Source organism: Blastococcus haudaquaticus (assembly GCF_900230285.1).
GTDB classification, from domain to species: domain Bacteria; phylum Actinomycetota; class Actinomycetes; order Mycobacteriales; family Geodermatophilaceae; genus Blastococcus_B; species Blastococcus_B haudaquaticus.
The window spans coordinates 95517-120495 of sequence record NZ_OCNK01000003.1 but is presented as its reverse complement, the minus strand read 5'-3'; the positions used below and the strand labels follow the sequence as shown (position 1 = coordinate 120495).

Here is a 24979-nt window from a genome sequence, read left to right as displayed (position 1 = left end):
AGCGGCCGCGTCGCCGGTGGGCAACCGGGCCGGGACCGGGCCAGGGACCGGGCCTTAGGGTCGGGGGATGCGTGCGGTGACGGTGACCGAGCCCGGCGGACCCGAGGTGCTCAGCTGGTCGGAGGTCCCCGACCCGGTCTGCGGGCCCGGCGAGGTGATCGTCGACGTCGCGGCCACCGCCGTGAACCGGGCGGACCTCCTCCAGCGACAGGGCTTCTACCCGCCGCCGAAGGGCGCCAGCGAGATCCTCGGCCTGGAGTGCAGCGGCGTGATCAGCGAGGTCGGCGCGGGGGTCGAGGGCTGGACCGTGGGCGACGAGGTGTGCGCGCTGCTCTCCGGCGGCGGCTACGCCGAGCGGGTCGCCGTCCCGGCCGGTCAGCTGCTCCCCCGCCCGTCGGGGGTGGAGCTGGCCACCGCCGCCGGGCTCCCGGAGGTCACCTGCACGGTCTGGTCCAACGTCTTCCAGCTCGCCGGCCTGCAGCGGGGGGAGACGTTCCTGGTGCACGGCGGCTCCAGCGGCATCGGGACGATGGCGATCCAGCTCGCGGCCCGCGCGGGCGCCCGGGTGCTCACCACCGCGGGGACGGCGGCCAAGCTCGACGTCTGCCGGGAGCTGGGCGCCGACGTGGGCATCAACTACCGCGACGAGGACTTCCTCGACCGCGTCCGCGAGGAGACCGGCGGCCGTGGGGTGGACGTCGTCCTGGACAACATGGGCGGGAAGTACCTCGCCCGCAACGTCGACGCCCTGGCCGTCGGTGGCCGCCTGGTGATCATCGGCATGCAGGGCGGCACCAAGGCGGAGCTGAACATCGCCACGCTGCTCGGCAAGCGCGCCTCGGTGCACGCCACCGCCCTGCGGTCGCGACCGGCGACCGGGCGGGGCGGGAAGGCCGACATCGTGACGGCGGTCCGCCACGACGTGTGGCCCGACGTCGAGCGCGGCGTGGTCCGCCCGATCATCGACCGCCGGCTGCCCATGTCGCGGGCGGCGGAGGCGCACCGCGTCGTCGAGGCCAGCGAGCACGTCGGCAAGGTGCTGCTCCTCCCGGAGGCCTGACCGGCCCCCCGTTCGGCGGTGGCGGCGCCGGGGCAGGATGGAGGCATGACTGCACCCGGGAACGGCAGCGAGCGCCCCCAGCAGGTCGTCGTGGTGGGCCCTGACGGGCAGCCGGTCGGCGCCCTCGCCATGCCGCAGGGCGACGACGGCGACGGGGACGGGTCGGCCGGCGTGGGCGACATGGTCGAGCAGCCGGCCAAGGTCATGCGCATCGGCACGATGATCAAGCAGCTGCTCGAGGAGGTCCGCGCCGCTCCCCTGGACGACGCCAGCCGCAACCGGCTGCGCGACATCCACGCCGCCTCGATCCGCGAGCTGGAGGACGGGCTGGCGCCGGAGCTCCGCGAGGAGCTGGAGCGCATCACGCTGCCCTTCACCGAGGGCGAGACGCCGTCGGACGCGGAGCTGCGCATCGCACAGGCCCAGCTGGTGGGCTGGCTGGAGGGCGTCTTCCACGGCATCCAGACGGCGATCTTCGCCCAGCAGATGGCCGCCCGCGCGCAGCTCGAGGAGGTCCGCCGCAAGGCCCTGCCCGGGGGGCAGGCGCCCGGACAGCAGCCCGACTTCCGCCCCGGTGGGGGTCAGTACCTCTAACGAGACGCACCGGTTCCCTCGACCAGGTGAAAGGCCGCAACACCGGTTGCCCGCCGTTCCCGGCGTCCGCACCCTCTGGGGCGTCCGGCCGGAGACCCCGGTCACCAGGAAGCGGAGGAACCGTGACCACAGAGCACTCGACCACGTCCACGACCACGGGAAGCGGCACCCGGCCCAACGGCATGGCCGTCGCCGGGTTCGTGACCGGCCTGGTGGGCCTCGGCCTGTCCTGGGTGATCCCGATCGTCGGCATCATCCTCGGTGTCCTCGGCGTGGTCCTCGGTGGCGTCGGCATCTCGCAGGGCCGCCGGACCGGGGCCAAGACCGGCCTGGCCATCGCGGGCGTGGTCCTCGGCGTGCTGGCCGTCGTCGTGGCGATCCTCGTCGTCGCCGCGGTCGTCGCCACCACCAGCTGAGGTAGGACGCACGACGGCGCCGGACCCCTGCGGGGGCCCGGCGCCGTCGTGTACGGCCCGCTGCATGGGTCCCGCCGCGAGCGGTGGGGCGGCGGGGTCCTGCTAGACGGTGAAGCGGCCGACGGCCTCCTGCAGCTCCCCGCTCATGCGGGCCAGCTCACCGGCGGCGCGCTGGGCGTCGGCGACCTGCTGGTTGGTCTCCTGCGTGCCCGCGGCCAGACCGGAGATCGCCGCGGCGATGCCCTGGGTGCCGGTGGCGGCCTCGGCGACGTTGCGGTTCATCTCGTTGGTCGTCGCGGTCTGCTCCTCGACCGCCGCGGCGATGGTCGCCTGGAAGTCGTTGATCTCGCCGATGACGGTGGAGATCTGACTGATCGCCTCGACGGCGCCGGCGGTGTCGGCCTGGATGGCCTCGACCCGCTTGGAGATGTCCTCGGTCGCCCGCGCGGTCTCCTGCGCCAGCTCCTTGACCTCGCTGGCCACGACCGCGAAGCCCTTGCCCGCCTCGCCGGCCCGCGCCGCCTCGATGGTGGCGTTGAGCGCCAGCAGGTTGGTCTGCTCGGCGATCCCGTTGATCAGCTTGATGACGGTCGCGATCTCCTGCGAGGAGTCGCCCAGCTTGCCGACGGTCTTCGTCGTGTTCTCCGCGACCGCCACGGCCTGACCCGCGACACGGGCGGCCTCGGTGGCGTTGTGGGCGATCTCGCGGATGGCCGACTCCATCTGCGAGGAGCCCGTGGCCACGGTGTCGACGCTGGAGGCGACGGCGCCGGCGGAGGTGACGACCTCGTCGGCCTGGCCTGCGGCGGTCTGCGCGTTGACGCGCATGCCCTCGGCGGCGTTCTTCAACTGCGAGGACGCTGCGGCCAGCCGCGTGGAGGAGTCGCCGACCAGGGTCAGCACGGACCCGAGGGCGTCGAGGGTCTGGTCGAGGGACTCGGCCATCTCGCCGAGCTCCCCGCCGCCGGTGCGGCCGGCGCGGACGGTGAGGTCACCGGCGGCCACCTGACCGAGGATCTCGCGGATCCGCTGGACCGGGCGGGTGACGCTGCGGGAGACGAGGACAGCGAGGACGAGGGAGAGCAGCAGGCCGGCGACGATGATGACCAGCGTCAGCGTGCGGGCGGTCTCGTAGGCGTTCTGCGCCTCCGTGGCTGTCTCCTGGGCCGTGACCGAGGCCGACTCGGTGGCCGCCGCGATGGAGTCGGCGATGATCAGCTCCTGCTCGCTCAGCTGCCCCACGAGCTGGCCGACCTGAGCCGGGGCGGCGGGCGTTGCGGCACTGGCGATCAGCTGCTGGAGAACGCCGAGGTAGGTGTCGACGGCGCCCTCGAACTCGGTGAAGTGGGCGCGGGTCTCCGCGGAGAGCGGCATGTCGGCCACGGCGGCTCGGTTCTCGACCAGCTTCTGGCCGAGCTCCTGGGCTGCCTGCTGGGCCCGGACGCGGCTCTCGGCCGGCAGCGACGGGATGTTCGCGCGCGCGGTGTTGGTGGACATCTGCCACCAGTCCGCCTGCAGGGTGCGCAGCGCGTCCAGGGGTTGGGCGCCGTCGTCGTAGACCACCTGCGCCTGGTCGCTGAGGACCGACATCCGCTGGATGCCGAACGCGCCGACGGCGACCGTCGTGAGGGCTACGACGAGGATGGCCCCCAGCAGCCGCGCGCGGAGACCGACGTCGGCCAGGGTCCGCCGGGGGGACTCGTCCGGCGGCTGCTCCGCCGCCGGGATCCCGGGATTGCGCTCGTCATCCATCGCCTGCTCGCTTCCATCGGTAGAAGGACGCATCTGTCCGCCCACGCCGTGCAGGAGGACGCGCCTGTCGTCCTGAGCTTCTTCGGCAGCGCGACCTCGCACTCCAGTCGGGCGGCTCACCTGCCGGAAGCGCGACGGCGCCGGACCCCACCCGGGGTCCGGCGCCGTCGCGCTGTCCTGCCTCGCTGCCGCAGCAGCGAGCTCCTCACACGGTGAAGCGGCTGACGGCCTCCTGGAGGTCCCCGCTCATGCGGGCCAGCTCGCCGGCGGCGCGCTGCGCCTCCTCGACCCGTTCGTTGGTGGCCTGCGTTCCTGCTGCCAGCCCGGTGATGGCGGCCGCGATGTCCTGCGAGCCGCTGGCGGCCTCGGCCACGTTGCGGTTCATCTCGTTGGTCGTCGCCGTCTGCTCCTCGACCGCCGCGGCGATGGTCGCCTGGAAGTCGTTGATCTCGCCGATCACACCGGAGATCCGGCTGATCGCCTCGACGGCGCCGGCGGTGTCGGCCTGGATGGCCTCGACCCGCTTGGAGATGTCCTCGGTCGCCCGCGCGGTCTCCTGCGCCAGCTCCTTGACCTCGCTGGCCACGACCGCGAAGCCCTTGCCGGCCTCACCGGCCCGCGCCGCCTCGATGGTGGCGTTGAGCGCCAGCAGGTTGGTTTGCTCGGCGATCCCGTTGATCAGCTTGACCACCGTCGCGATCTCCTGCGAGGAGTCGCCCAGCTTGCCGACGGTCCGCGTGGTGTCCTCGGCGACCGACACCGCCTGGCCGGCCACCCGGGAGGCCTCGCTGGCGTTCTGCGCGATCTCCCGGATCGCCGACTCCATCTGCGACGAGCCCGTCGCCACGGTGTCCACACTCGTGGCCACCGCGCCGGCCGTGGCGACGACGTCCTCGGCCTGGCCTGCGGCCGTGCGCGCGTTCGCGGCGATGCCGGCAGCGGCGCCGTCGAGCTTCTGGGAGGCGTCACCGAGGCGCCCGGCAGAGTCCGAGACCAAGGTGAGGATCCCGCTGATCGCGTCCAGCGTGCGGTCCAGCGACGCCGCGACCCGGGACAGCTCGGCGCCCCCCGTGGGACCGACGCGGACCGTGAGGTCGCCGTCCGCGACGCGGTCGAGGACCTCGCTGATCCGCTGGACCGGCCGGTTGACGCTGCGCGCCACCAGCACTGCCAGCGCCACCGACACCGCCAGGCCGACGCCGATCACGAGGAAGGTCAGCGTGCGTGCGGACTTCGCGGCCGCGATCGCTTCGTCGGCCACCCGGTGGGCGGACTCGGACTGGGCGTCAGCCGCCTCCGTCAGCGCGGCGACCGCCTCCACCTCGGCAGCCTGCAGGTCGGCGATGAACGTGCCGACCTGGGCGAGCTGGGCCGGGGCGCCCGACTGCGACGCCTGGATCAGCCGGCCGAGCGCCTCGAAGTACCGGGCGACCGCCGGCTCGAAGCGCTGGAAGGCCGCCCTGGCCTCGGGGCCGAGGGGCGCGGCGCCGACGGTCGCGGTGAGCTCCTCGATGATGGCCTGCACCTCGACCCCCTTCGCCTGCGACGCCGCCAGGAGGTCCGGCGAGAGGGTCGTCATGGCGCCTCGCGCGGAATGCGTCTGGTACTCCCACCAGTACGACTGCAGCAGCCGGATGTCGTCGAGAGGCACCGTCCCCTCCTCGTACACCTGCTCGGCCCGCTCACTGAGCACGGTCATGCGAGAGGCCCCGATGAGCCCGACCGCGAGGGTGGTCAGGGCGACCAGGAGGATGGCCACGAGCAGCCGCCCCTGCAGGCCGACGCGCGCGAACAGCCCCTCCGTGGTCTTCTCCCGTCCATCGAGCGCCGGGTCGTGCGGGGATGTGACGGCGGCGGCCATGCCGACCCTCTTCCGAACCTGGACCGCCCCCTCGGCGGTCATCTGTCCGGATTGACGGCACCTTCCGGTCGATGTTGAGTCGATCCATCCATGGAGCGGGTCCAGCGGAGGAGTGACTACAGGGAGGCCAGGAAGGACGCGACGCCGTCGTCCTCGTTGGTACCGGTGACGTCGGTGGCGACGGCCAGGAGGTCGGGATGCGCGTGCGCCATCGCCACGGCGCGCCCACCGGCGGCCCGCACCCACTCGAAGGCGGCGATGTCGTTGGGCATGTCCCCGAAGACGACGACGTCCTCGGGACCGAGGCCGTGGCTCGCCGCGACCCGCGCCAGGCCGGACGCCTTCGTGACCCCGGCCGCGGAGATCTCGGCGAGGGCGTCGGTGGAGCTGTGGGTGACCGTCGCGCGCCCGGCGACGACGTCCTCGACCAGCGCGACGAACTCGTCCCGCGGGAGCTCCTCGTGCCGGGCGAGGAGCTTGGCCACGGGCTGGGCGACCAGCTCGTCCAGGGTCGCCTCCGCGACCCCGGGGGCGTCGACGTCCCAGCGCGGCTTGTAGATCGGCTCGTGTCGGAACTCCAGCCCGTACTCGACCGCGAACCAGGTGTCCGGCTGGCGCCGGCGCAGCCCGTCGGTGACCGAGCGGAGGACGTCGGCCTGCAGGAGCTCCTCGTGCACGATCTCGAACCGCTCCAGGTCCATGATCACCGCACCGTTGCAGCAGACCGCCGTCCCGGAGCCCAGGACGTCGCGGATGCGGTACATCCAGCGCGGCGGCCGGCCCGTGGCCAGCACCACCGGGACGCCGTCGGCCCGCCACCGCTCGAGCTCGGCCACCGTGGCGTCGCTCACCGTGTCGTCCCAGCGCAGCAGCGTGCCGTCCATGTCGCTGGCGATCAGCCGCGGCTTCCAGTCAGACATCGCTGGGCCCGCCGTCGAACAGCAGGGCCTCCAGGTAGCGCGCCACCCCGTCGGCGTCGTGCCCGCTGGTGAGGCCCGTCGCTGCCGCGCGGACGGTCGGGTGCGCGTTGGCGACGGCGATCGCCCGCCCGCCCGCCTCGGCCACCGCGCCGATCATCGGCAGGTCGTTGGGCATGTCGCCGAAGACGAGCACGTCGCCGAAGCCCACGCCGTACCGCTCCAACGCGATCGCCAGGCCGGTGGCCTTGGTGATCCCGGGCGGCAGCACCTCGATGAAGCCGAGCCCCGCGTGGGTCACCTCCGCGTCGACCGGGTCGACGACGCGCTTCGCGCGGGCCAGGAGCTCGTCCTGGCCCACCGTCGCCGAGCGCAGGAACACCTTGAGGACGGCGCCCTCGGGGAGCACCTCCTGCCGCGGGAGCAGGTGCGCCGGCTCGGGATAGGGCCAGTCGAACCCGTGCTGCACGCGCAGCGGACCGGCGACCTCGCTCTGCTCGGCGGCGTCCTCGACGGCGACGATCAGCTCTCCGGCAACCGCCTCGATGCGCTCGATCACCGCCTGCGCCTGGTCGCGGGGCAGCCCGACGGTGCGCAGCACCTCGTCGCGTTCGAGGTCGACGACGAAACCGCCCTGCGCCAGGACGGCGATGCCGCGGCCGTCGAGGGCGGCGCGGACGCTCTCGAGCAGCCGCGGTCCGCGTCCGGTCACACCCACGACCGGGATGCCGGCGTCCCAGCACGCCTCCAGGGCGGCGCGGGTGCGCGGGCCGACCTCGCCGTCGGAGTCGAGCAGGGTGCCGTCGAGGTCGGTCGCGACCAGCTTGGGACGCCAGGAGCCGACCGCGGCGGCGTCCAGCTCGACCACGCGGTCGGCGTCGGCGAGCACGCCGTACGCCTTGAGTGCCTTCGGTCGCTCCGCGGTCATGCGGTGGGCACCGGGACCGGCGGCACCAGGGTCATCCCGGGGGCGAGCCGCTCGACGCCACCGAGCCAGGGCCGCAGGGCGACGGGGACGTGCACCGAGCCGTCGGCCTGCTGGTGCACCTCGAGCAGGCAGGCGATGGTGCGGGCGATGGCGCAGAGGGTGCCGTTGAGCGTGGCCGCCGTCTGCGGCTTCCCGTCCTCGTCCCGGTAGCGGATGTTGAGCCGCCGGGCCTGGAACGTCGTGCAGTCCGACGTGGAGGTGAGCTCGCGGTAGGTGCCCTGCGTCGGGAACCACGCCTCGATGTCGTACTTGCGGGTGGCGCTGGTGCCCAGGTCACCGGCCGCGATGTCGACCACCCGGTAGGGCAGCTCGAGGGCCTGGAGGAACTCCTCCTCCCACTGCAGCAGCCGCAGGTGCTCCGCCTCGGTCTGCTCCGGCCGGCAGAAGCTGAACATCTCGACCTTGTCGAACCAGTGCACGCGGATGATGCCGCGGGTGTCCTTGCCGTAGGAGCCGGCCTCCCGGCGGAAGCAGGAGGACCAGCCCGCGTACCGCCGCGGACCGGCGGAGAGGTCGAGCACCTCCTTGGCGTGCATGCCCGCGATCGCGACCTCGGACGTGCCCACGAGGTAGAGGTCGTCGCGCTCGATCCGGTAGACCTCCTCGTCGTGCTCGCCGAGGAAACCGGTGCCCTCCATGGCCTCGGGCTTCACCAGCGCGGGCGCGATGACCGGCGTGAAGCCCGCGGCGACCGCCCGGCTGATGGCCAGCTGCGCCAGCGCGAACTCCAGCAGCGCGCCGGGGCCGGTGAGGAAGTAGAAGCGGGCCCCCGAGACCTTCGCCCCGCGCTCCATGTCGATGGCGCCCAGCGCCTCGCCGATCTCGATGTGGTCGCGCACCGGGAAGTCGTACGCGGGGACCTCGCCGACCGTCCGCAGGGTCACGGCGTCGTCCTCACCGCCGGGCGGCACCTCGTCGGCCACGACGTTCGGGATCCTCAGGTGCGCCTCGCGCAGCGCGGCGTCGGCGGTCCGCTGCGCCTCCTCGGCGTCCTTGACCTCGGCGGCCAGGGCCTTGGCCCGCTCCAGGACGGCGGGGCGCTCCTCGGGGGTGGCCTTCTTGACCGCCTGCGACGCGTTCTTCTGCTCGCCCCGCAGGTCGTCGGCCCGCTTCACCACCTCGCGGCGGGCGGCGTCGGCGGCGAGCAGCGCGTCCACCAGGGACTCGTCGGCACCCCGGGCCCGCTGGCTGGCACGGACGAGGTCGGGGTTCTCACGCACGAGCCGGAGGTCGATCACGACCCGATCGTACGGAGGGGCCGGTACCGCCTGCCCGGGGTCAGCGTTCCGTCCCCAGGAGGGCCGAGACGGCCACCTGCACCCGCAGGCTCTCCTCCTGCAGCTCGGTCAGTGCGCGGTCCAGCTCGGGGGTTCCGCCGGTGGCGGTCTGCAGGAGCTCGCAGAGCTCGGCCATCCGGGCGGCGCCCATGGCTGCGCTGCTGCCCTTGAGCCGGTGGGCGAGCCGGGGGACCGACAGCTCGTCGTCCTCGGACCAGGACCCGCCGTCCGCGGCGGCGGCGAGGGCCGCGAGCGTGTCGGGCAGGCCGTGCGCGTACTTCCCGTACAGGTGCGCGAAGGCCTCGTCCCCGAGGTCCCGGAGCTCGTCGACGGTCTCGGCGTCCAGGACGTCGGTGTGCGGGAGCCGGCCCGCCGGCTCACCGGCGCGGGGCAGAGGGACGACCACCGCGGACCGGAGCGGAGCGCTCGCGCCTGCCGACGCCCACCGCTGCAGCGTCGCGTCCAGCGTGGCCAGGCGCACCGGCTTGGTCAGGAACTCGTCGGCGCCGGCCGTCATGAAGGCCGTGCGGTCGCTGGCGAGGACGCTGGCGGTGACGGCGACGATCCGCGGCTGCGGGATCGGCAGCGCCCGGATGGCGGCCGTGGCGTCCACGCCGCCCATCACCGGCATCTGCGCGTCCATGAGAACGACGTCGTAGCGCGACCGCTGCACGGCTTCGACCGCCTCGCGCCCGTTGACGACCCGCTCGCAGTCGTGCCCCAGCTGCGCGAGGTAGAGCCCGATCAGCTGGGCGTTGACCGCGTGGTCCTCGGCGACGAGGACTCGCAGCCGGCCCCCGGAGGGGGTCTCCGCCGGACCGCCGGCCGGTGCGGCCGTGCGTGCGTCGTCGGGGTGCAGCACGGACAGCAGCGTCAGGAGCAGGCGCTCGGGCCGGACCGGCTTGTGCATCCGCGCCGCGAACGACGCCGCCTCCGTGGCGTGCAGGCGGGTGGAGCTGCTGAGCAGGACCAACGGCGTGCCGGCCGCTCGCGGGTGGGCCCGCAGCCGGGTGGCCAGCACGTCGCCGGGCATGCCGGGCATGTGCAGGTCCAGCAGGCACGCGTCGAACCGCTCGCCGGCATCGAAGCGGGCCAGCGCCTCGGCCCCGGAGGACACGAGCACGGTGGTGGCTCCGAAGCGCCCCAGCTGGTGCTCCAGGATGCGCAGGTTGGTCACGTTGTCGTCGACGACGAGCAGCCGGCGGCCCGTCAGGTCGGTGGACACGGCGCGGTCCCGGTCGGCGGCCGCGGGGGTCAGTCGCACGCTGACGGTGAAGGTCGAGCCCGCACCGAGGTCGCTGTACACGCTGATGCCGCCACCCATGGCCTCGGCGATCCGCTGGCTGATGGCCAGGCCCAGCCCGGTCCCGCCGTAGGACCGGGTGATCGAGGCATCCCCCTGGCTGAAGGACCGGAAGAGCCGCTGCTGCTGCTCGGGGGTGATCCCGATGCCGGTGTCGATCACGGAGAGCCGGCACATCAGCGTGCCGTCGTCGTCGAGGTCGCCGTCGTCGCTGGTGAGGACGACGACGACCTGGCCGGTCGAGGTGAACTTCACGGCGTTGCCGACCAGGTTCATCACCACCTGCCGGAGGCGTCCGGCGTCGCCCACCACCCGCCAGGCGCAGTCGCCGGGGATGTCGACCAGCAGGTCCAGGCCCTTGCCTGCCGCCTGCGGCGCCAGGAGCTGGGCGACGTCGTAGACGACGTCGTCGAGCTGGAACGGGGCCTCCTCGAGGTCCAGCTCGCCGGCCTCGATCTTGGAGAAGTCGAGGATGTCGTTGATCAGCATCAGCAGGCTGTCCCCGCTGCGCGACACGGTGTCGAGGTGGCCGCGCTGCTCCTCGGTCAGCTCCGTGGTCAGCAGCAGGTCGGTGAGGCCGAGGACGGCGTTCAGCGGCGTCCTGATCTCGTGGCTCATGGTCGCGAGGAACGCCGTCTTGGCCTGCCCGGCGCGCTCGGCCTCGTCCCGGGCCCGGACCAGCTCCTCCTCGCGCGCCTCGACCAGGGCGACGCGCTCCTGCAGGACGTCGCCCAGGGCGTTCACGTCCTCGGCGATGTCCCGCAGCTCCTCGGGGCCGGCCGCGACGGCCCGGCGGTCCATCTGCCCGGTGGTCAGCGCGGCGAGGGTGTCGCGGACCTGCCCGATCGGCGGCAGCAGCTCCTCCGCGAGTCGGCGGTTGGCCCGCCGGACCGCCACCGCGACGGCCGCGGCCACGGCCAGCGCCGCGAGCGCGGCGGCGACGACCATGAACGTCCGCTGGGCGCCTGCCTCGTTCCGCTCCTCCTCCACCAGCCCCCGCACGCGCAGTTCGACCTCGCGGTACCGGTCGAACAGTCGCTTGTCCTCGCGCAGCAGCTCGTTCAGCGCCGCGATGTCCCCGATGGCCGGCTGGGCGGCCAGCGTGGGCACCGTCCAGCCCTGCGTGAAGGCCCGTTCCGCTTCCTCGAGCTCGACGAGGTGCTCGGCCACGTCCGGCACGTCGTTCCGCAGCTCCCGCAGCGCCGCATCGGCCCGCTCGAGGTCCTCCACGCCCTTCACGTACGGCTCGAGGAAGCGGGGCTCGCGGGTCACCAGGAAGGCGCGCACGCCGGTCTCCTGGTTGAGCATGGCGATGTGGCCGTCCTGCAGGGCGCTGAGCATGTCGTTGGCCCGGTCGACGCGCGGTCCGATGACCGTGACGACCACGAGGGCCAGCCCCAGCGTCATCAGCGCGACCGTCGTGAGGGCCGCGAGGCCGACGGCGAGGGGCCGGCGGAGCAGCACTCCGAGCGGGCGGGGGAGACCACGGTCGTGAGCGCTGTTCCGGAATGCCACACCTCTGTCTCGACCGGTGCAGGGCCGCCTCCACCCGAACCGGTGCCGGCGCGGCCGCCCGTGTGACGCACGGGGCTACAGGGACACCAGCAACGTGCCGATGCTGGTTGTGCCACACCTTTTCTGATCGGAGCCCCATGCCCCACGTCCTGGTCGTCGACGACGATCCCGTGATCGCCGACCTCGTCGCCTTCCGGCTCGGCCGGCTCGGCCTCGAGGTCTCGGTCGAGGCCGACGGCGAGGCCGGCCTGGCGGCCGCCCGAGCACTGCACCCCGACCTCGTCGTCCTCGACTGGATGATGCCGCGGATGAACGGCCTGGAGGTCTGCGCCGCCCTGCGCGCCGACGCCGACGCCGGGCTCGCCCGTACGCCGGTGCTGCTGCTCACCGCCAAGGCGCAGGAGCCCGACCTCGAGCGCGGCTTCGCCGCCGGGGCGACCGACTTCGTCGCCAAGCCGTTCAGCACCCGTGAGCTCATCAGCCGCGTCACCGCTGCGCTGCCGCCCGGCAGCATCCCGGCGTGACCGCGTTGCCGGGCCCCGTGCTGCTCCTCAGCACCGGGGTGACCGGCCTGGTCGTGCTCCTGCTCCTCTCGGTCGGCGGGGCCCACCTGGCCCGCCGACGCCGGGAGCAGCGGGACGCGTCCCGTCGCGCGGCGCTGACGCCGCTGGTCTACAACCTTCTCGACGGCGAGCAGACCGCCCAGTCGCTCGCCGACGCCCCCGCCGTGCTCGACGACGTCGTCCTGCACCTGCTCCCGCAGCTGCGCGGCAACGACCGTCAGGTGCTGCGCGACCTCCTCGTCGCCCGCGGCGTGGTCGACCGCGCCGCGGAGCAGCTCTCCGCCCGTGCGCCGTGGCGCCGCGGGCGCGCCGCGATGCTGCTCGGCGCCACCGGCAGCACGCGGCACACCCCGGACCTGGTCACCCTGCTGGAGGACCGCTCCCCCGACGTCCGCTCCGCCGCCACGCGCGCGCTGGGCAAGGCCGGCGACGTCGCCGCCGTGCCGTACCTCCTGGCGGCCCTCACCACGTTCCGGCCGGTGCCCTCCGGCATCGTCGGCATGGCCGTCCTCGACCTCGGCACGCCCGCCCTGCCGGCCCTGCGCACCGCGCTGGACTCCGGCACCGCGTCCGCGCGGGCGCTGTCGGCCAGCCTGCTCGGCCTGCACGGTGACCTCCCCGCCGTGGCCGCGCTCACCGCCGCCCTCGACGATCCCGGCGCCCCTCCCCACGTCCGCCGCGCCGCGGCCGGAGCGCTGGGCCGCATCGGCGCCCCGCAGGCCGGTGACGCCCTCAGCCGGGTGACCGTGTTCGCCGTCGATCCCGCGCTGCGTCAGGCGGCGGCCGAGGCCCTGGGACGCATCGGCGACCCGGACTGCGTCCCGGCGCTGGCCGCCGGGATGTCGGCGTCCGACCTGCGCGTGCGGACCGCCTGCGCCGACGCGCTGGCCTCGATCACGCCCGAGGGCCGGGACCGGCTCCGCGCCCTCGGCGCCCTCGACGGCCCCGCGGCCCCCGCTGCCCGCGCCGCTCTCGACGCGGTCTCCTCGGCGGCCCCGCGCTCGCTGGCCGGAGCCTCCTGATGCGCGAGTTCCTCGTCGACGCCCTGCTCACCGCCGGCTGGGTCCTCACCGCCCACGTCGCGCTGTTCCACCTGGTCACGCTGCTGCTCGTCCTCGCGGGTGCCCGGCGGGTCTGGCGCAACCGGCACTGGCGCGGCGTGGAGGGGCACGACGAGACCTTCGCCAGCCCGCTGACCCCCGCCGTCTCGATCCTCGTGCCCGCGCACGACGAGGAGGCCGGCATCCTGGACACGCTGTCCGCGGCGCTGGGCCAGAAGTACCCGGCCCTCGAGGTCGTGCTCGTGGACGACGGCTCCACCGATCGCACGTTCGCCCTCGTCGCCGCGCGCTACGCGCTCCGCGAGGTCGCGCCGCGGCCCACCGCCGACCTGCCGGTCGACGGCGAGATCCTCTCCGTCCACCGCGCCACCACCGGTGACCCGCTGCTGGTTCTCCGCAAGCACAGCGTCGGCCGGCGCTCGGACGCCCTCAACGCCGCCCTGAACCACGCGCGTCACCCGCTGGTGTGCATGGTCGACGCCGACTCGCTCCTGGAGACCGAGGCCCTCCTGCAGGTCTCCCGGCCCTTCGTCGAGGACCCGGACAACGTCGTCGCGGCCGGCGGGGTCATCCGGGCCGCCAACGGCGCGCTCACCGACCGCGGGACGATGCTCGAGCCGCGGCTCTCCCGGCGCTGGGTCGTCCGGGTCCAGGTGATCGAGTACCTGCGCTCGTTCCTGCTCGGGCGCACTGGCTGGGCCGACGCGCAGGCCCTGCTCATCATCTCCGGGGCCTTCGGGCTCTTCCGGCGCGACGTCGTCCTCGAGGTCGGCGGCATGGACCCGAACTCCCTCGCGGAGGACGCCGAGCTCGTCGTCACGATCCAGGAGCACCTGCGCCGCCGGCGGCGCCCGCACCGCGTGGTGTTCGTCCCCCAGACCGTCTGCTGGACCGAGGTGCCCGAGAGCTGGCAGGTGCTGGGCCGGCAGCGCAAGCGCTGGTCGCACGGCCTCGGTCAGCTGCTCTGGAAGCACCGCCGGATGATCGGCAACCCGCGCTACGGCCCCATCGGCGTGCTGGCCCTGCCGTTCTTCCTGCTCTTCGAGCTGCTCGGGCCGGTGGTGGAGATCGTGGGTGTCGCCGCCGTCGTGACCTCGATGGTCCTCGGGCTGGTCGAGCCGGCGATCGCGGGAGCGGTTTTGGTCCTCGCCATCGCGCTCGGCGTGCTGCTCTCGGCCACCGCGATCGCGGTCGAGGAGCTCACCTACCACCGCTACGGCCGCGGCCGGGACCTGCTCGGACTGATGGCCGCCGCCCTCGTGGAGCACCTCTGGTTCCGCTGGGCGCACTCCTGGTACCGGCTGCGGGGCCTGGTGGCCGCGCTCACCCGCCGGTCGCCGGTGTGGACGGCGATGCCCCGGGTGGGCTTCTCCGGGCACCCGGCATCCGCCGGACGACCCGTGCCCGCCGACGTGCTGGTGCCCGCCGAACGTCTGGTGCCCGTCGGCTCCTAGCCGGCCGGCTCCTCGTCCGCCGGCGTCCGGCCGGTCGGCTCGGCGGGGCAGCCCGCGGCGCTGATCTCCGCGAACTGGGTGACCAGCTCCGGTGAGACGACGAGCGCGTCGTGCCACTGCTTCCACTGCTCGTGCGAGAAGCCGGCGGCGGCGAGGTGGGTGTCGAGCTCGATGGTGAACTGCGCCTCGTCGGCGTAGTTCACCGACGCGACCGTGCACTGCCGCGCGAACTCGATCTCGGCGATCCGGCCGGTCGTCGCGTCGGCCGGCGTGCTGGACGGCGTGCTGGACGGCGTCGCCGCTGCGGGCCCGGTCGCCGGCTCCTCGGCGCCGCAGGCGGCCGTGGTCCCGAGGACCGCCAGCGCGGCCAGGGCGACGACGGTCCGCGCCGGACGGCGGTCACTGCACGACAAGGGTCACCGTCCCGGATGCGGTCCGCGGCGTGGCGGCGGTGTAGGAGATGACGAGCGGCAGCGTGTAGGTCCCGCGGGCCATGCCCGTGGTGTCCAGGCGGAGGGCGACCTGGTCGGTGGAGCGCCCGATCAGCGCTGCGCCCCCTGCCGGTCGGCTCGCCGGCGCATCGCCGGGATAGCCGACGACGAGCCCGGCGGGCAGCCGCCCGGCGCGGACGGTGAAGTCCGCGAGGTCCGCCTGCCCGGCGCTGAAGGCCAGCTGCGCGAAGGCGTCGCTGGAGGCCGGGACCGTCAGGCTGGTCGTGTCCTGGATGAAGTCCGGTCCGGTGGCGGGGACGACCGGCACCGTGACGGTGACCGTGGTGCTGAAGTCCCGCGCCTTGTCGTCGTTGCCGCCGCCGACCTCCTTGCACTGGCCGTTGTCGCCGCAGGTGCTCGTGTAGGTCGACACGACGGTGAGGGGGAACGACGTCCGCTGCGTGTAGGGCACCTGCAGCTTGAACGCGGTGAAGTCGCGCGTGCTGCCCACGAGGCTCTCCGAGCCGTACAGCGAGGTGTCCGCTCCGCCGCGCGTGGTCGGGTAGCTGACGGTCACGCCGGCGGGTGCGCTCACCGTCGTCGACCAGTTCGTCACGGTCTGGTCGCTGGTCCACACGACCGACAGCCAGGCCGTCTGCCCGGGGACGACGGCGGCGGTCTGCGTGGTGACGGCGCGGACGCCGGTCCTGTCCACGTCCGCGGCCGCCGGCGACGTGCCGAGCAGGGGTGCGGCCAGGGCCGCGGCGAGCGCGACGACGAGACCGGCACCCCGCCGACGTCCGGATCTGCGCGCGAGCGCCACGCTGCCCCCTGTCCACCCCGACGGGAGACCTCGGTGGGAGCCCGTTCGTCGCGGAACCGTAGCGATCGGATTGCTCGCGACCGGATCACGCGGCGGGCAATTCCTGCCGAAATGGAACCCGCCGATCGGGACGCCGACGCAGCGCACCGCATCCGACCGCCCCGCCCCCGGCGCCGGTTCAGGGACAATGGGGCCATGCGCTTCCTGCAGCGGCCCGATCACGACCTCACCTACGCCGACGTCTTCATGGTGCCCAACCACTCGACGGTGGGCTCCCGGCTCGAGGTCGACCTGACCACGCCGGACCGCGTGGGCACGACCATCCCGCTCGTCGTCGCCAACATGACGGCGATCTCCGGGCGGCGCATGGCCGAGACCGTGGCCCGCCGCGGAGGGCTCGCCGTCCTGCCGCAGGACATCCCGGTCGACGTCGTCAGCGAGGTCGTGTCGTGGGTGAAGTCGCGGCACCCGGTCTACGACACCCCGATCACGCTCTCCCCGACGTCCACGGTCGGCGAGGCGCTGGCCCTGCTGACGAAGCGGGCGCACGGGATCGTCGTGGTGGTCGAGGGCGGCGCACCGGTCGGTGTGGTCACCGACGGGCAGTGCCAGGGCGTCGACCGCTTCACCCAGCTGTCCGAGGTGATGACCCGCGAGCCGCTCACCATTCCCGCCGGCACCGACCTGCCCAAGATCTTCGACGTCCTGTCCGGTGAGCGGGTGAGCGCCGCCCCCGTCGTCGAGGGCGACCGGCTGGTCGGCGTCATCACGAAGAAGGGCGCGCTGCGCTCGGCGATCTACACCCCGGCCGTGAACGACGAGGGCCTGCTGCTCACCTCCGCGGCGGTCGGCATCAACGGCGACGTCGCGGGCAAGGCGGGCGCGCTCCTGGCCGCCGGCGTGGACGTGCTGGTCGTGGACACCGCGCACGGCCACCAGGAGAAGGCGATCGAGGCGCTGCGCGCCGTGCGCTCGGTGGCCGGGTCGGCGCCGGTCGTCGCCGGCAACGTGGTGACGGCGGAGGGCACCCGCGACCTCATCGAGGCCGGCGCCGACGTCGTCAAGGTCGGCGTGGGCCCCGGCGCCATGTGCACCACCCGGATGATGACCGGCGTCGGCCGGCCGCAGTTCTCCGCCGTCGAGGAGTGCGCCGCGGAGGCCCGCTCGCTGGGCAAGCACGTGTGGGCCGACGGCGGCGTGCGGCACCCGCGGGACATCGCCCTGGCGCTGGCGGCCGGCGCGGCGAACGTGATGGTCGGTTCCTGGTTCGCCGGCACCTACGAGAGCGCCGGCGACATCCACGACGACGGCTCGGGACGGCTCTACAAGGAGAGCTTCGGCATGGCGTCGGCGCGGGCGGTCAAGGCACGGACGTCGTCGCAGTCGGGGTTCGAGCGCGCGCGGGCAGGCCTGTTCGAGGAGGGCATCTCGTCGTCCCGCATGTACCTGGACCCCGCCCGGCCCGGGGTGGAGGACCTCGTCGACCAGATCGTCGCCGGCGTCCGCTCCTCCTGCACCTACGCCGGGGCCCGGACGATCGACCAGCTGCACGAGCGCGCGGTCCTGGGGGTGCAGAGCGCGGCCGGGTACGAGGAGGGCCGCCCGCTGCCGACCAGCTGGTGAAGCCCCTCCCCCTGCCCGTCTTCGAGGACCTGGTCGCCGACGCCCTCGACGCCGTCCCCCCGGAGCTCATGGCCCTGGTCGACAACGTCGTCTTCCTGGTGGAGGACCGGAACCCCGAGGAGCCGGACCTGCTCGGCCTCTACGACGGGTTCGCGCTCACCGAGCGCGGCTGGGAGTACGGCGGCGCGCTGCCGGACCGGATCATGATCTACCGCGAGGCGATCTGCGCCGTCTGCGATACCGCGGAGGACGTCGTCGACGAGGTGACGATCACCGTGGTGCACGAGATCGCCCACCACTTCGGCATCGAGGAGGAGCGCCTGCACGAGCTCGGCTGGGGCTGATCAGGGCCATAGTGGCCATGAAGGCCCTCGACGCCCGCGCGTAACGTGGGACGACGTGCCCGACGACATCGCCCCCGCTGTCGGCAAGCTGCCGATCAAGATGCTGCACGACCGCGTCCTGGTGGCGCTGCGCAAGGACGACGGCGACCGCCGCTCCACCGGCGGCATCCTCATCCCGGCGACGGCACAGGTCGCCAAGCGGCTGGTGTGGGGCGAGGCCCGCGGCGTGGGGGCGGGCGTCCGCCAGGTGAAGGTCGGCGACCAGGTGCTCTTCTCCCCCGAGGACCAGCACGAGGTCGAGGTGCACGGCGAGGACCTGATCATCCTGCGCGAGCGCGACGTGCACGCCGTCGCCGCGGAGCGCATCGAGGAATCGACCGGCCTCTACCTGTAGGGGGGCCGCGCGACTGTGCGCTCATCCACCCCATCTGCGTCGGATGAGGTGGATCAGCGCACAGTGGTCATGACCCGCGGGAGTGGCGGGTGATCACGTCGGTCATGTCGGTCAGGAACCGGCGGACGACGGCGAGCTCCTCGTCGGAGTAGTCCTCCATCGCGGCGGTCAGGTCCTGCGCGAGGGCGCCGAAGTGCTCCGCCCCCGCCGCCATCGCGGTGTCCGACATCTCCAGGGCCACCCGGCGCCGGTCCTGGGGGTCGCGCACGCGCCGCACGTGACCGACCTTCTCCAGCCGGTCGACCAGCGCGGTGACCGACGCGGACCGCAGGTCCACGGCGTCCCCGAGCCGGCCCGCGGTGAGCGCCTCCCCTCGCCGGGCGGCGTCCATGATCGCCACCAGCGCGCGCACGTCGGTGCGGTTGAGGCCGTGCAGATCGGCGAATCGCTGACCGACTGCATCCAGTTCGACGTTCAGCCGGCGAAGGAGCAGTGCCAGCTCCCGCCGCTCGTCGGCGTCCGCCATGCCCGCCTCCATTCGCCCTGCGCCCCGTTCCGTCATAATCTCTCGACAATCGAGATTATCGACCATCAAGGAAACTCATGCCTCGCCGGACGTCCGTCCTCCGCTGGCTGGTCCCGGCCCTCGTCGCCGTGGCCTGGCTGGCCCTCGCCGGTCCGCTGGGCTCGTTCGGCGGCAAGCTCGCGGAGGTCTCGGAGAACGATTCCGCCGCCTTCCTGCCCGACAGCGCCGAGTCCACGCGGGTCACCGAGCTCCAGCGGACCTTCCAGACCGAGCGCACGCTGCCGGTGATCCTCCTCTGGGAGAGCGAGGACGGTGCGCTCGACCCCGCCGCGCTGGCCGAGGCGCAGGAGCGCGTCGACGAGGCGGTCGGCATCGCCGAGGACGCCGACGCCCTGGAGGGCGACCCGTCCCCGGCGATCCCGTCGGAGGACGGCGAGGCCGTCCAGGCCGTCCTGCCGTTCGACCCCGACCTCGGCGACGCGCTGCCCGACGTGATCGCCGAGCTCCGCGAGTTGCCCGGGATCGACGGCACCACCTCGTTCGTGACCGGCCCCGGCGCGGTGTTCGCCGACTTCGCGGCGGGCTTCGCCGGCATCGACGGCCTGCTGCTGCTCGCCGCCTTCGGCGTCGTCCTGCTGATCCTGCTCGTGGTCTACCGCAGCCCGCTCCTCCCGCTGCTGGTCATCGGCACCGCCGGCATGGCGTTGGTCGTCTCGCTCGCCGTGGCGTACTTCCTGGCGGAGCAGGGCTGGATCGCGGTCAACGGCCAGAGCCAGGGCATCGCCTCGATCCTGGTCGTCGGCGCGGCCACCGACTACGGCCTCCTGCTGGTCGCCCGCTACCGCGAGGAGCTGCGCCGGGAGCAGTCGGCGTACACCGCGATGCGGGTGGCCCTCCGGCAGTCGTGGGAGCCGGTCCTCGCCTCGGGCGGCACGGTGATCCTCGGCGTCCTCTGCCTGCTGTTCTCCGACCTCGGGTCCAACCGGGGCCTCGGCCCGATCTCCGCGGTGTGCATCGCGTTCGCCATGCTGGCCGCCCTCACCTTCCTGCCTGCGGTGCTCGTGCTGTTCGGCCGGGCCGCGTTCTGGCCGTTCCGCCCGAAGCACGGCGAGGAGCACGCCCACGGCCGCGGCCGGGAGGGCATCTCGGCCTCGGTCGGACGCCGCCCGGGCCGGTACCTGCTCGGCAGCGTGGGCGCGCTCGTCGTCCTCGCGCTGTTCCTGCCCACGTTCGACTCCGGCGGCATCCCGCTGTCGGAGGGCGTGCGCGGCGGATCGGAGTCCGGCGCGGGCCAGGAGGCCCTCGCCCGGCACTACGAGGCCGGCGCCGCCAGCCCCGCGGTGATCATCACCCCGGCCGACGGCTGGCGGGACGTCGCCGATGCCGCCGCCGCGACCGACGGCGTGGCCGGGGTCGAGCCCTTCACCGGGCAGCAGGGCGGACCGCCCGGCGCCGGCGCGGCCCAGCCGATCGAGGTCGACGGCCTGGTCCGGCTGGACGCCACGCTGGACGACGCCCCGGACAGCGAGGCCGCACAGGCCACCGTCGGCGCGCTGCGGACGGCGGTCGGCGACGTGGACGCGGACGCCCTCGTCGGTGGCTCCAGCGCCGGGGACCTGGACACCCAGGAGACCGCGGCCCGCGACCTGCTGGTGATCGTCCCTCTGGTCCTGCTGGTCATCACGGTCGTGCTGGCCCTGCTGCTGAGGGCGATCCTGGCGCCCCTGCTGCTCGTCGCGACGGTGGCACTCAGCACGGCGGCGACCGTCGGCGTCAGCGCGCTGGTGTTCGACCACCTGTTCCGGTTCCCGGGCAGCGATCCGCAGGTGCTGCTCATCGGGTTCGTGTTCCTGGTCGCCCTGGGCATCGACTACAACATCTTCCTGATGACCCGGGCCCGGGAGGAGTCGATCCGGCACGGCACGAGGGACGGCGTCCTGCGGGCGCTCGCCGTCACCGGCGGGGTGATCACGTCGGCCGGGCTGGTCCTCGCGGCCACCTTCGGCGCGCTGACCGTGCTGCCGCTGGTCATCCTGATCCAGCTCGGCTTCCTGGTCGGCTTCGGCGTCCTGCTGGACACCTTCGTCGTCCGCACGCTGCTCGTTCCGGCGGCCGTCCACCTGCTCGGGGACCGGGTCTGGTGGCCCAGCGCGCTCGCGCAGGGCCCGACCGCGCCGGAACCCGAGCGGGAACGGGAGCTGCTCCGCGGCACACCGCGCGCCGACTGAGCAGTCGGTGTCGCCGACACGCGCCGGCGCGCCGAGCGCGGCGACCGCAACCGATCACTCGGCCCCTTGACCCGCTGGGGAAGGTGGCAGCTGTGAGCACCCTGCGCGTGGCCGTCCTGGGACCGGGCGGCGTCGGTGGCCTGCTCGGCACGCTGCTCGCCCGGCAGGGGCACGCCGTCACCTGCCTGGCCCGACCGGACACCGCGGCGCACATCGAGCGGCACGGGCTCCGGCTGGACAGCGACCGGTACGGGGAGGTGACCGCGCCCGCCTCCGGTGCGGAGGTGCTCACCCACCCGGTCGACGTCGTCCTGGTGACGCCCAAGGCCACCCGGCTCACCGAGGCCCTCGAGCGGGTGCCCGCGCCCGTGCTCGGCGAGGCCGTCGTGGTGCCGCTGCTCAACGGGGTCGAGCACATGGACGTGCTGCGGAGGCGCTACCCCGACGCCCGCGTCGTCGCCGGTGCCATCCGGGTGGTCGCGAGCCGGCCGGCGCCGGGCGTCGCGCGCCACGAGGGCACCCTCGCCGCCGTCGAGCTGGCGCCGGGGGCCGAGGCGCTGGCCGACGCCCTCGCCGACGCCGGGCTCGACGTCACCGTCCGCCCCGACGAGGCCGGCCTGCTCTGGGCCAAGCTCGCCTTCCTCGCTCCGGTCGCCCTGCTGACGACGACCCTCGACGCGCCGCTGGGCGCCGTCCGCGAGCAGCTCGGCGACGACCTGCGGGCCCTGGTCGAGGAGGTGGCGGCGGTCGCCCGGGCCGAGGGCGCGCCGGCCGACGCGGCCGCGACGCTCGCGTTCATGGAGACCGTCCCCGCCGCCATGACGTCGTCGCTGCAGCGCGACACCGCGGCCGGCCACGAGACCGAGTTGGAGGCCATCGGCGGCGCGGTGCTGCGGGCGGCCGCCCGGCACGGCGTGGACGTGCCGGTGACGACCCGCGTCGTCGAGCACCTCCGCGCGCAGCCGGCCTGACGGGCGGGGCAGCCGGTCAGGCGGTTCCGCGGATGGCGGCCAGCCAGGCGTCGGCCTCGGTGAAGGCCGCGTCGTCCGCCCCCGGCTGCACGGGGCGGTTCTCCCGGCCGTCGGCGCGGGCGTAGGACCCGAGGAAGCGGACGTCCTCGCAGACCCGGTGCAGCGCGGCGAGCGCCTCGCCCACCCGCCGCTCCGCGACGTGGCCCTCGCAGTCCAGCGAGAACGAGTACACCCAGAGCCGGTCCCGGGTGGGGCGCGACTCGATCCGGGAGAGGCTGATGCCGCGGACGGCGAACTCCCGCAGCACGTCGAGCAGCGCGCCGGTGCGGTCCTCCACGACCGCCACCAGCGAGGTCTTGTCGTTGCCCGTCGGCGCCGGCAGCGCGCCGGCCGGCTCGACCAGGACGAAGCGGGTCACCGCGCCGGGGGTGTCGGCGAGGTCCTCGACCAGCGGCACCAGCCCGTAGCGCTCGGCCGCGATGGGGGCGCACACGGCGGCGTCGTACTCCCCCGCGGCGACGGCCGCGGCCGCGACCGCGGTGGACGACAGCGGCAGCGGGACGACGTCGGGGACCAGGTCCGCCAGCCGCCCGGCGGTCTGCGCCAGCGCGTGGGGGTGGCTGACCACCGAGCGCACGTCGCCGAGCGCGGTGCCGGGCCGGACGGCGAGGACGAACGCGACGTCCAGGAACACCTCGCGGGTGACGACGAGCGGCTCGCCGTCGGCCAGCCCGTCCATCGTGGCGGGCACCGAACCCTCGACGGAGTTCTCCAGCGGAACCAGCGCGGCGTCGGCGTCGCCCGATCGGACGGCGGCCAGTGCGGCGGCCACACTCGGGTGGGGGTACCGGGCTCCCTCGGAGGAGGCAACGGCGCTGCGGAGCGCCGCTTCGGCGAAGGTACCCTCGGGCCCGAGATAGGCGAACCTCGTCGGGGGCGTTCTGGGTGGCATCCCGGACATTCCGAGGAGGGTAGTGCGGGCGGGTCGGCGACGGTGGCGGCCCGGGGGAACTGCGTCGTCACCGACACGCCCGGCCCGCGACGGCCGGCCCGACCCGTCAGTGGAGGGAAGCGTTGAACTCCGGCCCGGCACGCGTCGCCTCCGGCGACCTGACCGCCGTGCTGTGGCGCCTGCTCGATGCCAGCTCGCGCGAGGACTCCACCGCCTTCCTGACCCTCCTCGACGACGCCGACGGGGCGCTCGCGGAGTCGACCGAACCCCGGTGGACCGCCTGGGGTCAGGCGTTCACGGCCCGGCGCGCGCTGATCGAGAGCGACCCGGAGGGCGCGGCCGAGGCGGTCGCCGCCGCCCGTGAGGCGCTCGACAAGTGCCCGCCGTCGGCGGACACCGCGCTCACGCTCGCCTACCTGGCCCACGTCGAGGTCACCGCCGACCACTTCGACGCCGCGATGCTCCTCGCCGTCGACGCCAGCCTGCTCACGGAGGGCCCCAACGCCGGGGAGCCCACCCGGGCGCTGCACCAGGCCCACCGCTGGCTGTCCCTCTCCCTGTCGGGCCTGGACCTCGAGGAGCTGGCCGTCAGCCACGCCGGCCGGGGCCACCGGATCGCCGCCGTGCTGCCCGACCTGGCCGACCAGTGGCAGATGCTGCAGCTCTCCGCCCAGCAGCACGCCGAGCTCGCCCAGACCCTCCGCCGTCGCGGGGACTCCGAGCGCGCCCGGGCGCTGGCCGCCGTCGCCATCGCCCAGGCGACCGAGGCCCGCGAGATGGCGTGGGAGCCCGACCCCGCCGACGCCGACCTGCTCGACGTCGTCCAGGCGTGGGCCCTGAACAGCTCCGACGACCTGGACGGCGCCGTCGGCCCGCTGCGCCGCGTCCGCCGCCGGGTGCAGGAGCACGGCGGCCTGTGGCTGCGCGCCTACACCGACCTGGTGCTGGCCCGGTTGCTCGTGCGGGTGGCCCGGCGCGACGAGGACGAGGAGTACGGGGAAGAGGCGATCGGCCTGCTGGTCGACGCCGCCGGTGGCTTCGTCGCCTCCGGCGACCGCCGTCGCTACCGGCAGTGCCTGCTGGAACTCGGCCAGAACTCCGCCGACCTGGGCCGCCCCGCCGAAGCGCTGCACTGGCTGGAGGCCTACCGCGCCGACAGCGGCCGGGCGCACTCGCGCTCCCGCGAGATGTGGGCGGAGATGTTCGTCCGCCGCAGCCGGCTGCGGGAGGCCGAGCGCCAGGCGGCCCTGCTGCGCCGGCACGCGCTGGAGGACCCGCTGACCGGGCTGGGCAACCGCCGCAGCGCCGAGCGGCGCCTGGGGGCGATGCGGCTGGGCGACGAGCCGCTGTCGCTGGCGGTCGTGGACGTCGACCGGTTCAAGAAGGTCAACGACGAGGCCTCCCACACCCACGGGGACGCCGTCCTGCGCCGGGTCGCCGACCTGCTGCGCGAGCACATCCGCACCGGCGACGAGGTCTACCGCTGGGCCGGCGACGAGTTCCTCGTCGTGCTCCCGACCGCGACGGAGGCACAGGCCGTCGTGGTGATGGAGCGGCTCCGCGCCGCGGTCGCCGCGGCCGACTGGAGCGACCTGATCCCGGGCCCGGTCACGGTCAGCATCGGCGTCGCGACAGCACCGGCGGTCGACGAGGGCCAGCCGGCCACCGTCGTGGGCTGGAAGGCGCTGTTCGACACCGCCGACCTGCACCTGTTCTCGGCCAAGCGGAGCGGTCGCAACCGCGTCCGCGCCCCCGGGGCGTCGGCCGGCGAGGAGCCGTCCGGCCACCACCCGACCGACAACCACCCGACCGACGACCACCCGACCGACGACCCGACCGACGACGAGGCACCCGCGTGACGCGCTCGGCGTGGGACGCGTGGGACGCATCGGGCGGCCTGCGGCGCGTTCCCGAACAGGTGCTCGA

22 protein-coding genes are annotated in these 24979 nt (G+C 74.2%); 12 read left to right on the top strand and 10 right to left on the bottom strand.

The features are described 5' to 3' along the window. Positions 1-67 precede the first annotated feature (67 nt). The 3 genes from CRP30_RS11935 to CRP30_RS22505 all read left to right on the top strand — a co-directional run bounded on the left by CRP30_RS11935 (position 68) and on the right by CRP30_RS22505 (position 2070). Positions 68-1060 (top strand): NAD(P)H-quinone oxidoreductase, encoded by a 993-nt coding sequence (locus CRP30_RS11935; RefSeq protein WP_097184225.1) that lies wholly within the window; start codon positions 68-70, stop codon positions 1058-1060. A 45-nt stretch (positions 1061-1105) separates the two neighbouring features. Next, a complete protein-coding gene (locus CRP30_RS11930; protein WP_097184224.1) occupies positions 1106-1654 on the top strand; it encodes a bacterial proteasome activator family protein in 549 nt (182 codons plus the stop codon). 122 nt (positions 1655-1776) lie between these two features. Next, entirely contained in the window at positions 1777-2070 is a 294-nt protein-coding gene (locus CRP30_RS22505; RefSeq protein WP_097184223.1) for a hypothetical protein, read from the top strand. A gap of 102 nt (positions 2071-2172) precedes the next feature. Here the strand turns inward: CRP30_RS22505 and CRP30_RS11920 are convergent, their stop codons facing one another. The 6 genes from CRP30_RS11920 to CRP30_RS11895 all read right to left on the bottom strand — a co-directional run bounded on the left by CRP30_RS11920 (position 2173) and on the right by CRP30_RS11895 (position 11575). Then, a complete protein-coding gene (locus tag CRP30_RS11920) occupies positions 2173-3822 on the bottom strand; it encodes a methyl-accepting chemotaxis protein (protein WP_097184222.1) in 1650 nt (549 codons plus the stop codon). 205 nt (positions 3823-4027) lie between these two features. After that, entirely contained in the window at positions 4028-5683 is a 1656-nt protein-coding gene (locus tag CRP30_RS11915) for a methyl-accepting chemotaxis protein (RefSeq protein WP_097184920.1), read from the bottom strand. Positions 5684-5799: 116 nt separating this feature from the next. Next, on the bottom strand, positions 5800-6603 hold the full coding sequence (locus CRP30_RS11910; protein ID WP_097184221.1) for an HAD family hydrolase: 804 nt from the start codon (positions 6601-6603) through the stop codon (positions 5800-5802). Next, the gene (locus CRP30_RS11905; RefSeq protein ID WP_097184220.1) at positions 6596-7528 is read right to left on the bottom strand and encodes an HAD family hydrolase; all 933 of its coding nucleotides are present in this window, start codon (positions 7526-7528) and stop codon (positions 6596-6598) included. Before CRP30_RS11905 ends, CRP30_RS11910 begins: the two co-directional genes overlap by 8 nt. After that, positions 7525-8826, bottom strand: coding sequence for a serine--tRNA ligase (gene serS, locus CRP30_RS11900; protein ID WP_097184219.1), 1302 nt, complete (start codon positions 8824-8826; stop codon positions 7525-7527). The genes CRP30_RS11905 and serS overlap by 4 nt, the downstream gene beginning before the upstream one ends. A 40-nt stretch (positions 8827-8866) precedes the next feature. Then, complete coding sequence (locus tag CRP30_RS11895) at positions 8867-11575, bottom strand: response regulator (protein ID WP_143278453.1); 2709 nt, start codon at positions 11573-11575, stop codon at positions 8867-8869. A 245-nt stretch (positions 11576-11820) separates the two neighbouring features. Here CRP30_RS11895 and CRP30_RS11890 point away from each other — a divergent pair, with 245 nt between their 5' ends. From CRP30_RS11890 to CRP30_RS11880, 3 genes are read left to right on the top strand one after another with little or no spacing between them, the layout of a single operon-like run. Next, positions 11821-12207, top strand: a complete 387-nt coding sequence (locus CRP30_RS11890) for a response regulator transcription factor (protein WP_097184217.1) — start codon at positions 11821-11823, stop codon at positions 12205-12207. Continuing rightward, positions 12204-13268 carry a HEAT repeat domain-containing protein gene (locus tag CRP30_RS11885; protein WP_097184216.1) on the top strand — a complete coding sequence of 355 codons (1065 nt, stop codon included), beginning with the start codon at positions 12204-12206 and terminating at the stop codon, positions 13266-13268. Before CRP30_RS11890 ends, CRP30_RS11885 begins: the two co-directional genes overlap by 4 nt. Next, positions 13268-14761, top strand: coding sequence for a glycosyltransferase family 2 protein (locus tag CRP30_RS11880; RefSeq protein WP_097184215.1), 1494 nt, complete (start codon positions 13268-13270; stop codon positions 14759-14761). Before CRP30_RS11885 ends, CRP30_RS11880 begins: the two co-directional genes overlap by 1 nt. Here the strand turns inward: CRP30_RS11880 and CRP30_RS11875 are convergent. Beyond that, positions 14758-15174: a hypothetical protein gene (locus CRP30_RS11875; RefSeq protein WP_097184214.1), complete on the bottom strand. Its 417-nt coding sequence runs from the start codon at positions 15172-15174 to the stop codon at positions 14758-14760. The two genes, CRP30_RS11880 and CRP30_RS11875, sit on opposite strands and share 4 nt — an antisense overlap. Next, on the bottom strand, positions 15161-16015 hold the full coding sequence (locus CRP30_RS11870; RefSeq protein WP_097184213.1) for a hypothetical protein: 855 nt from the start codon (positions 16013-16015) through the stop codon (positions 15161-15163). Before CRP30_RS11870 ends, CRP30_RS11875 begins: the two co-directional genes overlap by 14 nt. A 195-nt stretch (positions 16016-16210) precedes the next feature. On the opposite strand from CRP30_RS11870, the gene CRP30_RS11865 reads away from it, so the two are divergent. From CRP30_RS11865 to CRP30_RS11855, 3 genes are read left to right on the top strand one after another with little or no spacing between them, the layout of a single operon-like run. Continuing rightward, positions 16211-17638 carry a GuaB1 family IMP dehydrogenase-related protein gene (locus CRP30_RS11865; protein WP_097184212.1) on the top strand — a complete coding sequence of 476 codons (1428 nt, stop codon included), beginning with the start codon at positions 16211-16213 and terminating at the stop codon, positions 17636-17638. Further along, entirely contained in the window at positions 17635-17982 is a 348-nt protein-coding gene (locus tag CRP30_RS11860) for a metallopeptidase family protein (protein WP_097184211.1), read from the top strand. The genes CRP30_RS11865 and CRP30_RS11860 overlap by 4 nt, the downstream gene beginning before the upstream one ends. Positions 17983-18037: 55 nt before the next feature. Next, positions 18038-18376: a GroES family chaperonin gene (locus tag CRP30_RS11855; RefSeq protein ID WP_235003351.1), complete on the top strand. Its 339-nt coding sequence runs from the start codon at positions 18038-18040 to the stop codon at positions 18374-18376. Positions 18377-18443: 67 nt separating this feature from the next. Here the strand turns inward: CRP30_RS11855 and CRP30_RS11850 are convergent, their stop codons facing one another. Then, on the bottom strand, positions 18444-18902 hold the full coding sequence (locus tag CRP30_RS11850) for a MarR family winged helix-turn-helix transcriptional regulator (RefSeq protein ID WP_097184918.1): 459 nt from the start codon (positions 18900-18902) through the stop codon (positions 18444-18446). A 77-nt stretch (positions 18903-18979) separates the two neighbouring features. Here CRP30_RS11850 and CRP30_RS11845 point away from each other — a divergent pair, with 77 nt between their 5' ends. Beyond that, positions 18980-21130 (top strand): MMPL family transporter, encoded by a 2151-nt coding sequence (locus tag CRP30_RS11845; RefSeq protein WP_097184210.1) that lies wholly within the window; start codon positions 18980-18982, stop codon positions 21128-21130. Between the two features lie 92 nt (positions 21131-21222). Continuing rightward, positions 21223-22101 (top strand): ketopantoate reductase family protein, encoded by an 879-nt coding sequence (locus CRP30_RS11840; protein ID WP_235003350.1) that lies wholly within the window; start codon positions 21223-21225, stop codon positions 22099-22101. 16 nt (positions 22102-22117) lie between these two features. Here CRP30_RS11840 and pheA read toward each other — a convergent pair whose 3' ends face one another. Continuing rightward, positions 22118-23053, bottom strand: coding sequence for a prephenate dehydratase (pheA, locus tag CRP30_RS11835; RefSeq protein WP_097184916.1), 936 nt, complete (start codon positions 23051-23053; stop codon positions 22118-22120). Positions 23054-23175: 122 nt separating this feature from the next. On the opposite strand from pheA, the gene CRP30_RS11830 reads away from it, so the two are divergent. After that, entirely contained in the window at positions 23176-24912 is a 1737-nt protein-coding gene (locus tag CRP30_RS11830) for a GGDEF domain-containing protein (protein ID WP_097184209.1), read from the top strand. Positions 24913-24979 lie beyond the last annotated feature (67 nt).

Coding starts and splice junctions, on each gene's coding strand:
- CRP30_RS11920 (WP_097184222.1), bottom strand. CDS start 3,822: ATGGATGACGAGCGCAATCCCGGGATCCCGGCGGCGGAGCAGCCGCCG.
- CRP30_RS11895 (WP_143278453.1), bottom strand. CDS start 11,575: ATGACGCTGGGGCTGGCCCTCGTGGTCGTCACGGTCATCGGACCGCGC.
- pheA (WP_097184916.1), bottom strand. CDS start 23,053: ATGCCACCCAGAACGCCCCCGACGAGGTTCGCCTATCTCGGGCCCGAG.
- CRP30_RS11915 (WP_097184920.1), bottom strand. CDS start 5,683: ATGGCCGCCGCCGTCACATCCCCGCACGACCCGGCGCTCGATGGACGG.
- CRP30_RS11930 (WP_097184224.1), top strand. CDS start 1,106: ATGACTGCACCCGGGAACGGCAGCGAGCGCCCCCAGCAGGTCGTCGTG.
- CRP30_RS11905 (WP_097184220.1), bottom strand. CDS start 7,528: ATGACCGCGGAGCGACCGAAGGCACTCAAGGCGTACGGCGTGCTCGCC.
- CRP30_RS11935 (WP_097184225.1), top strand. CDS start 68: ATGCGTGCGGTGACGGTGACCGAGCCCGGCGGACCCGAGGTGCTCAGC.
- CRP30_RS11845 (WP_097184210.1), top strand. CDS start 18,980: ATGCCTCGCCGGACGTCCGTCCTCCGCTGGCTGGTCCCGGCCCTCGTC.
- CRP30_RS11865 (WP_097184212.1), top strand. CDS start 16,211: ATGCGCTTCCTGCAGCGGCCCGATCACGACCTCACCTACGCCGACGTC.
- CRP30_RS11880 (WP_097184215.1), top strand. CDS start 13,268: ATGCGCGAGTTCCTCGTCGACGCCCTGCTCACCGCCGGCTGGGTCCTC.
- CRP30_RS11850 (WP_097184918.1), bottom strand. CDS start 18,902: ATGGCGGACGCCGACGAGCGGCGGGAGCTGGCACTGCTCCTTCGCCGG.
- CRP30_RS11890 (WP_097184217.1), top strand. CDS start 11,821: ATGCCCCACGTCCTGGTCGTCGACGACGATCCCGTGATCGCCGACCTC.
- CRP30_RS11910 (WP_097184221.1), bottom strand. CDS start 6,603: ATGTCTGACTGGAAGCCGCGGCTGATCGCCAGCGACATGGACGGCACG.